This window comes from Pseudomonas sp. Pse1 (genome assembly GCF_024519635.1).
Classification (GTDB): domain Bacteria; phylum Pseudomonadota; class Gammaproteobacteria; order Pseudomonadales; family Pseudomonadaceae; genus Aquipseudomonas.
In genome coordinates, this window is the sequence record NZ_JALJRO010000004.1 from 1 (window position 1) to 14076 (window position 14076).

Annotated in this window: 10 protein-coding genes and 1 pseudogene; 5 read left to right on the plus strand and 6 right to left on the minus strand. The window is 60.3% G+C overall.

The genetic code is table 11. From position 1 onward, the window contains the following. From NR126_RS07420 to NR126_RS07445, 6 genes and pseudogenes are all read right to left on the minus strand, one after another. On the minus strand, nucleotides 1-72 hold a 72-nt coding region (locus NR126_RS07420; protein WP_256830053.1), incomplete at its 3' end, for a hypothetical protein. A 71-nt stretch (nucleotides 73-143) separates the two neighbouring features. Beyond that, nucleotides 144-1739, minus strand: coding sequence for an ABC transporter substrate-binding protein (locus NR126_RS07425; RefSeq protein ID WP_256829965.1), 1596 nt, complete (start codon nucleotides 1737-1739; stop codon nucleotides 144-146). Between the two features lie 76 nt (nucleotides 1740-1815). Next, nucleotides 1816-3231 (minus strand): OprD family porin, encoded by a 1416-nt coding sequence (locus NR126_RS07430; protein ID WP_027618487.1) that lies wholly within the window; start codon nucleotides 3229-3231, stop codon nucleotides 1816-1818. Nucleotides 3232-3398: 167 nt separating this feature from the next. Beyond that, nucleotides 3399-5000, minus strand: a complete 1602-nt coding sequence (locus NR126_RS07435; RefSeq protein WP_027618488.1) for an ABC transporter substrate-binding protein — start codon at nucleotides 4998-5000, stop codon at nucleotides 3399-3401. A gap of 284 nt (nucleotides 5001-5284) precedes the next feature. After that, nucleotides 5285-6905: pseudogene (locus NR126_RS07440) on the minus strand (ABC transporter substrate-binding protein). A 355-nt stretch (nucleotides 6906-7260) separates the two neighbouring features. Further along, nucleotides 7261-7977: an SIMPL domain-containing protein gene (locus NR126_RS07445; protein WP_027618490.1), complete on the minus strand. Its 717-nt coding sequence runs from the start codon at nucleotides 7975-7977 to the stop codon at nucleotides 7261-7263. Between the two features lie 323 nt (nucleotides 7978-8300). Here NR126_RS07445 and NR126_RS07450 point away from each other — a divergent pair, with 323 nt between their 5' ends. From NR126_RS07450 to kdgD, 5 genes are all read left to right on the plus strand, one after another. Then, nucleotides 8301-9563, plus strand: a complete 1263-nt coding sequence (locus NR126_RS07450) for an ATP-binding protein (protein ID WP_027618491.1) — start codon at nucleotides 8301-8303, stop codon at nucleotides 9561-9563. Beyond that, nucleotides 9556-10116: a response regulator transcription factor gene (locus NR126_RS07455; RefSeq protein WP_027618492.1), complete on the plus strand. Its 561-nt coding sequence runs from the start codon at nucleotides 9556-9558 to the stop codon at nucleotides 10114-10116. Before NR126_RS07450 ends, NR126_RS07455 begins: the two co-directional genes overlap by 8 nt. Before the next feature lie 96 nt (nucleotides 10117-10212). Further along, complete coding sequence (locus tag NR126_RS07460; protein ID WP_027618493.1) at nucleotides 10213-11940, plus strand: ABC transporter ATP-binding protein/permease; 1728 nt, start codon at nucleotides 10213-10215, stop codon at nucleotides 11938-11940. A gap of 119 nt (nucleotides 11941-12059) precedes the next feature. Next, nucleotides 12060-12809 carry a FadR/GntR family transcriptional regulator gene (locus NR126_RS07465; protein WP_027618494.1) on the plus strand — a complete coding sequence of 250 codons (750 nt, stop codon included), beginning with the start codon at nucleotides 12060-12062 and terminating at the stop codon, nucleotides 12807-12809. Between the two features lie 305 nt (nucleotides 12810-13114). Then, nucleotides 13115-14026: a 5-dehydro-4-deoxyglucarate dehydratase gene (gene kdgD, locus NR126_RS07470; protein ID WP_027618495.1), complete on the plus strand. Its 912-nt coding sequence runs from the start codon at nucleotides 13115-13117 to the stop codon at nucleotides 14024-14026. The last annotated feature ends 50 nt before the right edge of the window (nucleotides 14027-14076 follow it).

The following is a 14076-nucleotide window of genomic DNA, read 5'->3' on the forward strand; positions in this document are numbered from 1 at the left end:
GAACGTCAGCAGGGTGATGCCGAAGAACGTGGGGATCAGCAGTCCCAGTCGGCGGGCAATAAAACTAAACATCTTCAGGTGTACCTCATCAGCCGGTTAGGCGTACCGGCCAGCCCAGGGTGCGGGTTGGCCGGGGTTTTTTTCTACTTCACCTGGGTGGTGGCGAAGTTATTGTTGGTCAGCGGATTCATGTGATAACCGTCGACATTCTTGCGCATGGCGGTAAACATTTTCGGGTGCGCCTGGTCGATCCACACCACTTCGTCGTGGAGGATGGCCAGGGCTTTTTCATAGAGGGCAGCACGCTCGGCGGTGTCGGTGGTGGACCGAGCCTGGGTGATCAGTTCCTGAAATGGCTGGTTGCACCAGCGGCTGTAGTTTTCGCCGTTTTTGGCGGCTTCGCAACTCAGCAGCGGGGTCAGGAAGTTATCCGGATCACCGTTGTCGCCGCTCCAGCCGGCGGATACCAGGTCGTGTTCGCCTTTCTTCGCGCGCTTGAGCATTTCGGCCCATTCCATGACTCGGATGTCGATCTTGATACCGACTTTGGCCAGGTCAGCCTGGATCAACTGCGCACCCAGTTGCGGGTTCGGGTTGGTCGGCCCACCGGCGTTGCGGGTGTACAGGGTGAAGACCGTACCTGGCGGTACCCCGGCTTCCTTGAGCAGGGTGCGAGCCTTGTCGAGGTCCTGGGGCGGGTTCTGCAGTGCCGTGTTGTAGCCTAGCAGAGCCGGCGGATACGGGTTGACCGCGGTAATCGCGTTGCCTTTGCCGTACAGGGTGTCGACGTAGGTCTGCTTGTCCAGCGCCAACTCGATGGCCTGGCGCACGCGCACATCGCTCAAGTATTTGTGGCTGGTGTTGATCGCGGTGTAGCCGGTGGACATTGAGGCGATACCCACTACTTGCAGGTTCGGATCGGCCTGGATGCTCGGCACGTCATCGGGTTTCGGGTACAGCGCGACCTGGCATTCGTTGGCCTTGAGCTTTTGCAGGCGCGTGTTGTTGTCCGGGGTGATGGCGAAGATCAGTGGATCGGCCGGCGCCTTGCCACGGAAGTATTCCGGGTTGGCCTTGTAGCGGACCTGGGCATCCTTGGCGTAGCGCTGGAAGATGAACGGTCCGGTGCCAATCGGTTTGCTGTTGAGGTCGGCCATTTTATTGGCCTTGAGCAACTGGTCGGCGTACTCGGCCGAGTGGATCGAGGTGAAGGCCATGCCGAGGTCGAGCAGGAATGGCGCCTCGGGACGGTTCAGGGTGAACTTGACCGTCAGATCGTCGACTTTCTCGACGCTTTTCAGCAGGTTCTGAAAGTCCATGCTTTCAAAGTACGGGAAACCGACAGTGGACTGCTTGTGCCACGGGTGGTTCGGGTCCAGCTGGCGCTGGAAGCTCCAGACCACGTCGTCGGCATTCAGTGGCCGCGTCGGTTTGAAATAGTCGGTGGTGTGAAAGGTCACGCCCTGGCGCAAGTGGAAGGTGTACTGCAGGCCGTCCGGGCTGATTTCCCAGCGTTCGGCCAGCGCCGGCTGGATCTCGGCGGTGCCGGGCTTGAAGTCGACCAGACGATTGAACAGGGTTTCCGCTGCCGCGTCGGCGGTCACGGCGGTGGTATAGAGCACCGGGTCGAAACCCTCCGGGCTGGCTTCGGTGCAGACCACCAGGGGTTTTGCCGAAGCGCCGATCGCTGTCGCCAGCAGGGTGGCGGCGAGCGCGGCGCGCAAGGGAAGCATATTCATGTAAACCCTCCGTAACCAATGAGGCAGATTAGTCGTTGAGGCCGATTCGTCGAATTGGCCTCGGTGTTGTTGCGACTTACAGGATGTTGAACGGAATGGTGGTGACCAGACGGAACTCGTTGATGCTGCCGTCAGCCTGGTTCTCGCTCGCCCGGTGCGCGGTGTAGGTGCCGCGTACGGTGGTGGCTTTCAGCGGACCGCTCTGCACCGCGTAGGTTGCACCGATGCCATATTCATAGTGGTGCTCGCCGTCCTGCGCCTGGATGCCGTCGTAGCCGGTACCGGTGTAGTGCGTGCCGTCGATGCCCCAGCCGCGCGCCTGGTAGATGTTGAACTTCAGGCCCGGTACGCCGTACTCGGCCATGTTCAAGCCGTAGGCAACCTGGAAGGATTTCTCGTTCGGGCCGTTGAAGTCCGACAGCAGGGAGTTGGCCAGGTAGATGCCGTTGGTTTCGTGCAGATAGTCGAAGTACTCGTTACCGTTCACTTGCTGGTAGGAGAAGGTCAGGGTGTGTGCCTGGTGGGTCAGGCCGAACGACAGCGAGTAGGTGTCGTTGTCGATGTTGCCCAGCTTGGCTTTGCCTTCTTCCTGGGTCTTGTAGTAGTTCAGGCCGGTGGTCAGGCTCACGACCGAGCTGTCGCCCAGCACGTGGGTAGCGCCGAAGTAGTACTGGTTCCACAGGTCTTCAGCCTGGGTCGCCCAGAGGCTGGTGGTCAGGCTGGCCAGCGGCGAGTAGCTGATGCCGGCGGTGTTGACGTGATCGGCTTCGGCATTGATGTCGCCGTATTCGGAGCGGAATTTGCTCAGACTCTCTTCGGTACGCGGTGAGTTGCGATCGAAGGTGGCGAGGTCAAAGGCCAGGTTGTTCAGCTCTTCGCTGTGCAGCGCCACGCCCTGGAAACTCGAGGGCAGGGCACGGTTGCCGATCACGTCGACCTGCGGGCTGCTGAAGTTCATGCGGCCGGCGGTCAGGGTGGTGTTGGACATGCGTGCCTTGACGTTGGCCAGGCCCAGCTTGCTCCACTGGCCCTGGGCGTCGCCGCCTTCCTTGGTCAGGGTGCGGTTGTTGCCCGCGCCTGGACGAGTGCCCGGTGCGCCGCCGTTGTTCGAAGCGAGGTTTTCCCGATCACGTTCCAGGGCGATGGCGTTGTACGCCGCCAGCTCGGTGCTGAAGCCCACGGTGCCTTCGGTGAAACCGGAGTTGTATTTGATGATGGTGCCCTGGACCCAGTTGATACGACGATCAGTCGGGGTCGAAACACCATCTTTCTTGTAGGCGAACTTGCCGCCGCGCTTCAGTTGTTCGTTGGCGTACCAGTTACGGGTACTGCCGTCGATCTTCTGGCCTTCGACGAAGCCGGTGGCCTCGGATTGGGCGTTGCCGGTGTTCACAGTCACCGGGTTGAACGCCTGGCTTTGTGGTTCGGCGTAAGCGGTGGCGGTGATGCTGCTGATGGCCAGGGCCAGCAGTGCGGTGTTGCTCAGTTTCATCAGTGAAGCTCCTTACTTTCTTTTTATAAACACCGGTCTTTGTGGTTGATCCGGTTAGGTGGTTAACGCATACAAGGCATCGCAAACGTTTGCATGAGGGCAGATCGCCGATTTCAGGCAGCAGTGTGGCGTGAGGGCGAATTTCGCCCCCAGGTTTGGTTAATGGTTTATTGGTCTATACCGACACCGGAGAACACGTTACGGCCGAAGGGACTGACCTTGAAGCCTTCGACTTTGGCGCTCAAGGGCTGGTTGACCGTCGAGTGGGCAACCGGGGTGATCGGCACTTGCTGCTTGAGCAACTGCTGGGCCTGTTTGTAGAGCACCGTGCGCTGGTCACGGTCGGTGACGATCTTGGCTTGCTTGATCAGCTTGTCGTACTGGGGGTCGCACCACATGGAGTAGTTGTTGCCGCCAATCGCGTCGCAGCTGTACAGGGTGCCCAGCCAGTTGTCCGGGTCACCGTTATCGCCGGTCCAGCCGATCAGGCTGATGTCATGCTCGCCGTTCTTGGTGCGCTTGATGTACTCGCCCCATTCGTAGCTGACGATCTTCACTTTCAGGCCGATTTTTGCCCAGTCGGCCTGGAGCATTTCCGCCATCAGTTTGGCGTTGGGGTTGTACGGACGCTGCACCGGCATGGCCCACAGGGTGATCTCGGTGCCTTCCTTGACACCGGCAGCGCGGAGCATTTCCTTGGCTTTTTCCGGGTTGAAGGCGGCGTCCTTGATGGTCTCGTCGTAGGACCACTGGGTTGGCGGCATGGCGTTGACCGCCAACTGGCCGGCGCCCTGGTACACGGCATTGAGGATGCCTTGCTTGTTCACCGCCATGTCCAGCGCCTGGCGCACTTCGAGCTGGTCGAACGGCTTGTGGCGCACGTTGTAGGCGATGTAGCCGAGGTTGAAGCCGGGTTTTTCGATCAGTTGCAGTTTCGGGTCTTTCTTCAGAGCCTCGACGTCCGCCGGGCGCGGATGCAGGGTGACCTGGCATTCACCGGCCTTGAGTTTCTGCACGCGCACCGAGGCGTCGGTGTTGATCGCAAAAATCAGCTGGTCGAGCTTGACCCGGCTTGGGTCCCAGTACTGTTTGTTGCCCGCGTAGCGGATCTGCGAATCTTTCTGGTAGCGCTGGAACACGAACGGCCCGGTACCGACCGGCTTCTGGTTGATTTCGCTGGGTTTGCCGGCGGCGAGCAACTGGTCGGCGTATTCGGCAGATAGGATCGAGGCGAAACTCATGGCGATGTTCTGGATGAACGCGGCGTCTACCGTATTCAGGGTCATGACCACCGTCAGCGGCCCGGTCTTCTCGACCTTGGCGATGTTCTTGTTCAGGCTCATCCCGTTGAAGTAGGGGAACTCGGTGGGGTAAGCCTTGCGGAAGGGGTGCTCGGCATCGAGCATGCGGTTGAAGGTGAAGAGCACGTCGTCGGCATTGAAGTCGCGGCTCGGTGTGAAGTACTTGGTGGTGTGAAACTTCACCCCTTCGCGCAGGTGGAAGGTGTAGGTCAGGCCATCCTCGGATATATCCCAGTTGGTCGCCAGGCCCGGCACCACGGTGGTCGCGCCTTTTTCGAACTCGACCAGGCGGTTGTACAGCGGCTCGGCGGCATCGTTGTCGGTCGCGGTGGTGTATTGCGCGGTGTCGAAACCGGCCGGGCTGCCCTCGGAGCAGAACACCAGGCTGTTGCTTGCAGCGTGACTGATGGATGTGGCGGCCAACAGGCCGGTGCCCAACAGGGCGGATAAAACCAGTTGATGGCGCATGACGCTCCCTCTCTTATTCGATGTAAACCCTTGTCCCGTCCGGGGGACGTGCGGGTACAGATCCATGGATTCAGCAAAACCGGCTCCAATACGATACGACCGGTCGTCGACGGTAGTCAGTCGAGGCTCGGGTAGTAAATGCGTAAGGTCCGAAAGACAGGTAAGAAAAGTCGACGCGTCGTAGCCCTGCGAAGTAGTTCGCAATGCTATGGATGTGTAGGCAAAGTCCGCTGTCTGGGCAGGTTGCGCCGTGGCGACGTCATTGACGTCGCCACGGCTGACCCTTACTTGCTGACGCTGACGCCGTAGAAGGAGTTCAAGCCAAACGGGCTGATCTTGAAGTCCTGCACGGTGTTGCGCATGGGTTGATACACCGTCGAGTGCGCGATAGGTGTCATCGGGACTGCATCTTTGAGGAGGTGCCTGCTTGTACAGCTCGGTGCGTTTTGCAACGTCGGTGGTCGCCTTGGCTTCCTTGATGATGGTGTCGTACGGCTTGTCACACCATTTCGAGAAGTTGTTACCGCTCAGGGAGTCGCAGCCGAACAGCACGTTCAGCCAGTTGTCCGGGTCACCATTGTCACCGCTCCAGCCAATGATCATGGCCTGGTTCTCGCCACCTTTGGAACGCTTGATGTACTCGCCCCACTCGTAGCTGACGATGTTGACCTTGAGGCCGATCTTCGCCCAGTCCGACTGCAGCATTTCAGCCATCAGCTTGGCGTTCGGGTTGTACGGACGCTGGACCGGCATGGCCCACAGGGTGATTTCGGTGCCCGGCTTGATGTCGGCCTTTTTCAGCAGTTCCTTGGCCTTTTCCGGATCGTACTTGGCGTCCTTGATGGTGTCGTCATAGGACCACTGGGTCGGCGGCATGGCGTTGACCGCCAGCTGGCCGGCGCCTTGGTAAACCGAGTCGATGATCTGCTGTTTGTTCACCGCCATGTCCAGCGCCTGGCGAACTTCGAGCTTGGCCAGCGGGTTGGCGTCGGTGCGGCCCTTGAGCACCGGCATCACGTTGTAGGCGATGTAGCCGAGGTTGAAGCCGGCCTGGTGCGGCAGTTGCAGGTTCTTGTCTTCGCCCAGGGCCTTGAGGTCGGCCGGACGCGGGAACAGGGTGACCTGGCACTCGTTTTTCTTCAGCTTCTGGATACGCACCGACGGGTCGGTGGTGATGGCGAAGATCAGGTTGTCGATCTTCACGTCTTCAGGCTTCCAGTAGTCCTTGTTGCCGGTGTAGCGGATGTTGGAGTCTTTCTGGTAACTCTTGAACACGAACGGACCAGTGCCGACCGGCTTCTGGTTGATGTCGCCGGGCTTGCCTTCCTTCAACAGTTGCGCGGCGTATTCGGCGGACTGGATCGAGGCGAAGCTCATGGCCATGTTCTGGATGAATGCGGCATCGACAGTGCCCAGGGTGAACTTGACGGTCTTATCGTCGATTTTCTCGATGTTCTTGATGTTGGTGTCCATCCCCATGTCCGTGAAGTACGGGAACTCGGTGGGGTAGGCTTTGCGGAACGGCATGTCCTTGTCGATCATGCGGTTGAAGGTAAACAGCACGTCGTCGGCGTTGAATTCACGGGTCGGCTTGAAATACGGTGTGGTATGGAACTTGACCCCTTCGCGCAGGTGGAAGGTGTAGGTCAGGCCATCCGGGGACACGTCCCAGCTGGTCGCCAGGCCAGGCACCACGGCGGTGCCGCCACGTTCGAACTGGCTCAGGCGGTTGAACATGGTTTCTGCCGAGGCGTCGAAGTCGGTTCCGGTGGTGTACTGGCCTGGGTCAAAACCGGCCGGGCTCCCTTCGGAGCAGAACACCAGGTTAGTCGCAGCGGAGGCGAAGGGTGCGCTAGCTAGCAAGCTGGCGCCGACTAAAAACGGAATGACCGCGTGTTTGAGCATGGTGGCCTCATGATTTGTTGTCATTTTTGGAATTAGAGGACGACCTCGTGAGTCGACCTGCGGATACTTATGCAGGGGCTATACCCAATGCAAGATGCAGAGCGGCTACAAGGATTAAACAGTGGTACGAACGTACCTTAATGTCGCATATGTATAAACTTTGCCGCATTTGACCGTTTGCGCAGGGTTTTTTCAGTGCAATGGTCGCACCAATATGGTGCCTGGGCGGTAGCGCTCGCCCCCTGTTGGAGCGGTGGTGTTACCGAACTATACGTACAGCCTAGACGGCTTTTTCGTGTTGGCGAGAGGGAAAACAAACCCGCAGGAGGCCCTGCAGGTTTTGTCGCACGAGGGGTTACGGCATCAGTACTTCAATCGAGCCATCGGCGGTCATGCTCACCTGGCTGGTGCCGGCTTCGACATCCGGGGTGACCGGTGCTGAATCCATGGCGGCGGCCTTCATCATCATCGGCGCGCGCATGTAGGGCTGTGGATAACCGTTGGTGTTGAGGTTCAGGTTGACGATCTTGTAACCCTTGCCGCCCAGGGCTTCGGTGGTCAACTGGGCGCGAGCCTTGAACGCGTTCACCGCCTGCTTGAGCAGGGCATCTTCGCTGGCCTTGCGGGTCGGGTCGGCAATGGCGAAGTCCATGCCGGCCATTTTCAGTCCGGTGAGCAATTCGCCGGTGAGCTTGGACAGCGCGGCGAAGTCCGAGCTTTCCAGGCGCAGTTCGGCGCGCTCACGCCAGCCGGTGATTTTCTGGCCCTTGTCGTCGTAGATCGGGTAGCTGTTGCGGCTGCCCTGGCGCAGGGTCACGTCCTTGACCTGGCGGGCCTGGCCGAGGGCCTTGTTCATGGTGGTGCTGATGTCGGCGGCGAGCTTGGCCGGATCGGTGTTCTGCTCTTCGGTGTAGAGCGTCACGATCATCAGGTCGCGGGCCACTTCCTGGCTGACTTCGGCGCGCAGGGAAATCTGGTTGTAGTGCAGTTCGTCCGCGGCCAGGGTCGGGAGGCTGGCCACGGTGCCGGCGCTGAGGGCGAGAAGGGCGACGCTGCGGCGAAAAGTGTGCATGAAAGCTCCTTGGATAATGCGCAGGGATAATGGTCCGAGCCTGCGTTGACCCATCAGACTCTAGCTTTTAATGTCCGGTTCACCCAGTTACAACTTCTATACAGATCTGAACGTGGCGGCGGAAAAAACCTCGTAGGAGCGAGCGTGCTCGCGAAAAACGTAAACGATAACGCGGTCCTTCTGAACAAACGTGGCGCTCTCAAGTTTTTCGCGAGCGGGCTCGTTCTTACAGACCTGTGGCGCTTTGCCGCACTTTTGCCTGTCGGCGCCCCTGCTTGGTTATACTCGACGCGATCCGCCTGGAGCGCTCATCAGGAGAGCTCATGCTCGCCCCCGTACAACTGCTATCCGCAACGCGCCAGAACCTCTGGCGTCTGACTTTCATCCGCACCCTGGTGCTGGCCGCCCAGGCCGGTTCGGTCGGGCTCGCCTATTGGTTCGATCTGCTGCCGCTGCCCTGGCTGGAGCTGGCGGCGACCCTCGGTTGTTCGATGCTGCTGTGCGCGTTCACCGCCATCCGCTTGCGCACCTCCTGGCCAGTGACTGAGCTGGAGTACGCCGTGCAGCTGGCCTGCGACCTGTTTATCCACAGTGCGCTGCTGTACTTCTCGGGCGGCTCGACCAACCCGTTCGTTTCCTATTACCTGGTGCCGCTAACCATCGCCGCGGTGACCTTGCCCTGGCGTTATTCGGTGATCCTCTCGGGCATCGCCCTGACCATGTACACCTTGCTCCTGGCGCAGTTCTATCCGCTGGAAACCTTCCCGATGTACCGGGAAAAAATGCAGATCTACGGAATGTGGCTGAGCTTCGCCCTGGCGGCGGCGGTGATCACCTTCTTTGCCGCGCGCATGGCCGAAGAGTTGCGACGCCAGGAAGAGTTGCGCGCGATCCGCCGTGAAGAGGGCCTGCGCGACCAGCAACTGCTGGCCGTGGCGACCCAGGCGGCCGGTGCCGCCCATGAATTGGGCACACCGCTGGCGACTATGAGCGTGCTGCTCAACGAGATGCAGCAGGATCATCAGGATCCCTTGCTGCGCGAGGACCTGGGCGTGCTGCAGGACCAGGTCAAGCTGTGCAAACAGACCTTGCAGCAACTGGTGCGCGCCGCCGAGGCCAATCGCCGGCTGGCGGTGGAGATCCAGGACGTGAGTGTCTGGCTCAAGGAGGCGCTGGATCGCTGGCACCTGATGCGCCCGGAGGCGACCTACCGCCTGCTGCACATGGGCATGGGCGAGGAACCGCGCCTGGCGCCACCTCCGGATCTGACCCAGGCGCTGCTGAACCTGTTGAACAACGCCGCCGATGCCTGCCCCGAAGGGCTGGAAGTGACGCTCGACTGGGACGCCCTCGAGCTGACCATCAGCATTCGCGACCACGGTGCCGGCGTGCCATTGGCGATTGCCGAGCAAATCGGCAAGCCATTTTTTACCACCAAGGGTAAAGGTTTCGGCCTCGGCCTGTTTTTGAGCAAAGCCAGCGTGACACGCGCCGGTGGCTCAGTGAAACTCTATAGTCATGAGGAAGGCGGTACGCTCACCGAGCTGCGCCTGCCCCGTGCCGCACGAGGAGACGAACATGAGTGAAGAGATCCAAGTCGAAGGCGAAGACCTGCCGCATCTGTTGCTGGTAGACGACGACGCCACATTTACCCGGGTCATGGCTCGCGCCATGAGCCGTCGCGGTTTTCGCGTGAGCACCGCCGGCTCGGCCGAGGAAGGCCTGGTCATCGCCCAGCAGGACCTGCCGGACTACGCCGCGCTCGACCTGAAGATGGACGGCGATTCCGGGCTGGTGCTATTGCCCAAGCTGCTGGAACTCGACCCGGAAATGCGCGTGCTGATTCTCACCGGCTATTCGAGCATTGCCACCGCCGTCGAGGCGATCAAGCGCGGCGCCTGCAATTACCTGTGCAAACCAGCCGACGCCGACGACGTGCTGGCCGCCTTGCTCTCCGAACATGCCGACCTCGACACCCTGGTGCCGGAAAACCCGATGTCGGTGGACCGCCTGCAATGGGAGCACATCCAGCGCGTCCTCACCGAGCATGAAGGCAATATCTCCGCCACTGCCCGAGCCCTGGGCATGCACCGCCGCACCTTGCAGCGCAAGTTGCAGAAGCGCCCCGTGCGCCGCTGAACCTGCGCTGAACGAAATTTGCCGGCCTTCGCGACAAACCGAACCGATCATCTATGATCGGTTCGTACATCCTGTATTTTCTACCGAGCCTGAACCATGAATCAGAACGCTGAATATTCCGCGGTCAACGATGCGGTGCGCGGTGATTTTTTCCGCCGTGTCTGGCAGATGATCACGCCGTACTGGCGCAGTGAAGAAAAGGGCAAGGCCTGGGTGCTGTTGATTGCGGTGATCGGCCTGTCGCTGTTCAGCGTAGCGATTTCGGTGTGGATCAACAGTTGGTACAAGGACTTCTACAACGCCCTGCAGAAGAAAGACGACGCGGCGTTCTGGAGCCTGATCCTGTATTTCTGCGGGATCGCTGCGGTGGCGATTCTCGGCGCGGTCTACCGCCTGTACCTGACGCAGATGCTGACCATCCGCTGGCGGGCCTGGCTCACCGAAAAGCACTTCAGCCGTTGGCTGGCGCACAAGAACTACTACCAACTGGAGCAGGGCGGCTACACCGACAACCCGGACCAGCGGATCTCCGAAGACCTCAACAACTTCACCAGCAACACCCTGAGCCTGGGCCTCGGACTGATCCGCACCGTGGTCAGCCTGGTGTCGTTCTCGATCATTCTGTGGGGCGTGTCCGGCAGCATTGAAGTGTTCGGCTACACCATCCCCGGCTATATGTTCTGGTGCGCCTTGGTCTATGCCCTGGTGGGCAGCTGGATCACCCACTTGATCGGCCGCCGGCTGATCGGCCTGAACAACCAACAACAACGCTTTGAAGCCGACCTGCGTTTCTCCATGGTTCGCGTGCGCGAGAATGCCGAGAGCATCGCCCTGTACAACGGCGAGGCCAATGAAAACCAGCGTCTGAGCACGCGTTTCGGCAGGGTCTGGCACAACTTCTGGGACATCATGAAAGTGTCCAAGCGCCTGACCTTCTTCACTGCCGGTTACGGCCAGATCGCGATCATCTTCCCGTTCATCGTTGCCGCGCCGCGCTACTTTGCCGGCAAAATCGAGCTCGGTGAGCTGATGCAAATCAACTCGGCCTTCGGCAACGTCCAGGAGAACTTCAGTTGGTTCATCAGCGCTTACGCCGACCTCGCGTCCTGGCGCGCCACCTGTGACCGACTGCTGAGTTTCCGCCAGGCTATGAGCGAAAACGAAGAGCGTGCGCCGGCCATCGATGTGCAGCAGCAAGGACATGAACTGAAAGTGCAGCACGTTGGCCTCGATCTGGCGGACGGCCGGCATCTGTTGACCAGCGCCGACATGACCGTGGAGCAGGGCGACCGGCTGATGCTCAGCGGCCGCTCCGGCAGTGGCAAAAGCACCTTGCTGCGGGCCATGGGTGGCTTGTGGCCGGCCGGGCATGGGGCGATTCGCCTGCCCAGCGCGCGCTATCTGTTCCTGCCGCAAAAGCCTTATTTGCCGATCGGTACCCTGCGCGAGGCCCTGAGTTATCCACAAGCGGGTGATACCTATGCCGCCGAGCGCTATGAGCAGGTGCTGGAAACCTGCCGACTGCCGCACCTGATCCCCCGCCTGGACGAAGCCAACCACTGGCAGCGTCTGCTGTCGCCCGGTGAACAGCAACGTCTGGCCTTCGCTCGCGCCCTGTTGTACGCGCCGCAATGGCTGTACATGGATGAAGCCACGTCGGCGATGGATGAGGAGGACGAAGCCAGCCTGTACCAGGCGCTGATCGATCAACTGCCGGGCTTGAGCATCGTCAGTGTCGGCCACCGCAGCAGCCTCAAGCGCTTCCACCCACGGCATGTGCGGATCGAAAACGGCCATTTGCAGGAACAGGCCGTGATCGCCTGAACCGGCGATTGACCTGCAATGCACGCATAAAAAACGCGGACATTGCAGGTCAGCAGTGATCGTACAACTTCGCTGCGCTATGATGTGTCAATCACTGCTCGCCTGAGACCGATGTTGCCATGGAAAACCCGATCGACACCCCCCGTCTGCCCCGCAAGCGCCGCAGCCTCGCGCAGGAGCTGGTGACGGTGCTGACCGAGCAGATCCGCGATGGGTTGCTCCAGCGTGGCGACAAACTGCCCACCGAGTCAGCGATCATGGAAGCCCATGGCGTCAGTCGCACGGTGGTGCGTGAAGCGATCTCGCGCTTACAGGCGGCGGGCCAGGTGGAAACCCGTCATGGCATCGGCACCTTCGTCCTCGACACCCCGAGCCCGAGCGGATTTCGCATCGATCCGGCCACCGTGGTGACCCTGCGCGATGTGCTGGCGGTTCTTGAACTGCGCATCAGCCTTGAAGTGGAGTCCGCTGGCCTGGCCGCGCAACGCCGCAGCCCCGAGCAACTGGCACTGATGCGCGCAGCCCTGGATGCGCTGAACGAAAGTGCGGCCCATGCCAGCGACGCGGTGGCCTCGGACTTCCAGTTCCACCTGCAGATTGCCCTGGCCACCGGCAACCGCTATTTCACTGACATCATGACCCACCTGGGCACCAGCATTATCCCGCGCACTCGCCTCAACTCGGCGCGCCTGGCCCATGATGACCACCAGCACTACATGAGCCGCCTGGCCCGTGAGCACGATGAAATCTACGACGCCATCGCCCGCCAGGACTCCGACGCCGCCCGTGCCGCCATGCGCCTGCATCTGACCAACAGCCGCGAACGCCTGCGCCACGCCCATGAAGAAGCCCAGGCGCAGCACGGCTAAGCGCCTTTTCCGGCCCATCGTTGCGCATTGATCAGCAGTCGAGCCCTCGACTGCTGAGTGTCGGACATCTCATGACTCTCTCGATGATCACGTCCTGTGGTGCATGAAATCGAATTTCCAATTCGATTTATTTATTCTTTTAAAATCAATTAGATATCTAAAATTTAGGCGCGTGATCGGGAGAAATATCCCGACGGCGGATGAAATGCAGTTGACGGTTGTATTTTAAGTTGTACGATGACATACAACTTCAGCCAAGGCTGAGCGGCTTTTCATCACAACGTGCAACCCAGGGTGTTCGAATAATGAATCCACAAGAACTGAAGTCCATCCTCTCTTCCGGTCTGCTGTCCTTCCCGGTCACCGACTTCAATGCGCAAGGCGATTTCAACCGCGACGGCTACATCAAGCGTCTGGAATGGCTGGCGCCGTATGGTGCATCGGCGCTGTTCGCCGCCGGTGGTACGGGCGAGTTTTTCTCCCTGGCCGCCAGCGAGTACTCGCAGATCATCAAGACCGCCGTCGACACTTGCGCCACCAGCGTGCCGATCCTCGCCGGTGTCGGTGGTTCGACCCGCCAGGCCATCGAATACGCACAAGAAGCCGAGCGCCTGGGCGCCAAGGGCCTGTTGCTGCTGCCGCACTACCTGACCGAAGCCAGCCAGGACGGGGTTGCCGCCCACGTTGAAGCCGTGTGCAAATCGGTAAAAATCGGCGTAGTGGTCTACAACCGCAACGTCTGCCGCCTGACCGCACCATTGTTGGAACGCCTGGCCGAGCGCTGCCCGAACCTGATCGGTTACAAGGACGGCCTGGGTGACATCGAGTTGATGGTGTCGATCCGTCGCCGCCTCGGTGATCGCTTCAGCTACCTCGGCGGCTTGCCAACCGCAGAAGTCTACGCCGCGGCCTACAAGGCCCTGGGTGTGCCGGTTTACTCCTCGGCGGTGTTCAACTTCATTCCGAAAACCGCGATGGACTTCTACCACGCTATTGCCCGAGAAGATCACGCCACCGTTGGCAAGATCATCGACGACTTCTTCCTGCCGTACCTGGACATCCGTAACCGCAAGGCAGGTTATGCCGTGAGCATCGTCAAGGCCGGGGCAAAAATCTCCGGCTACGACGCAGGTCCGGTACGTGCGCCGCTGACCGATCTGCTGCCTGAAGAATACGAAGCACTGGCCGCCTTGATCGACAAGCAAGGTGCGCAGTAACAACTTGATCAAACAAGGCCGCTGAGCAATCAGCGGCCTTTTGCGTAAGG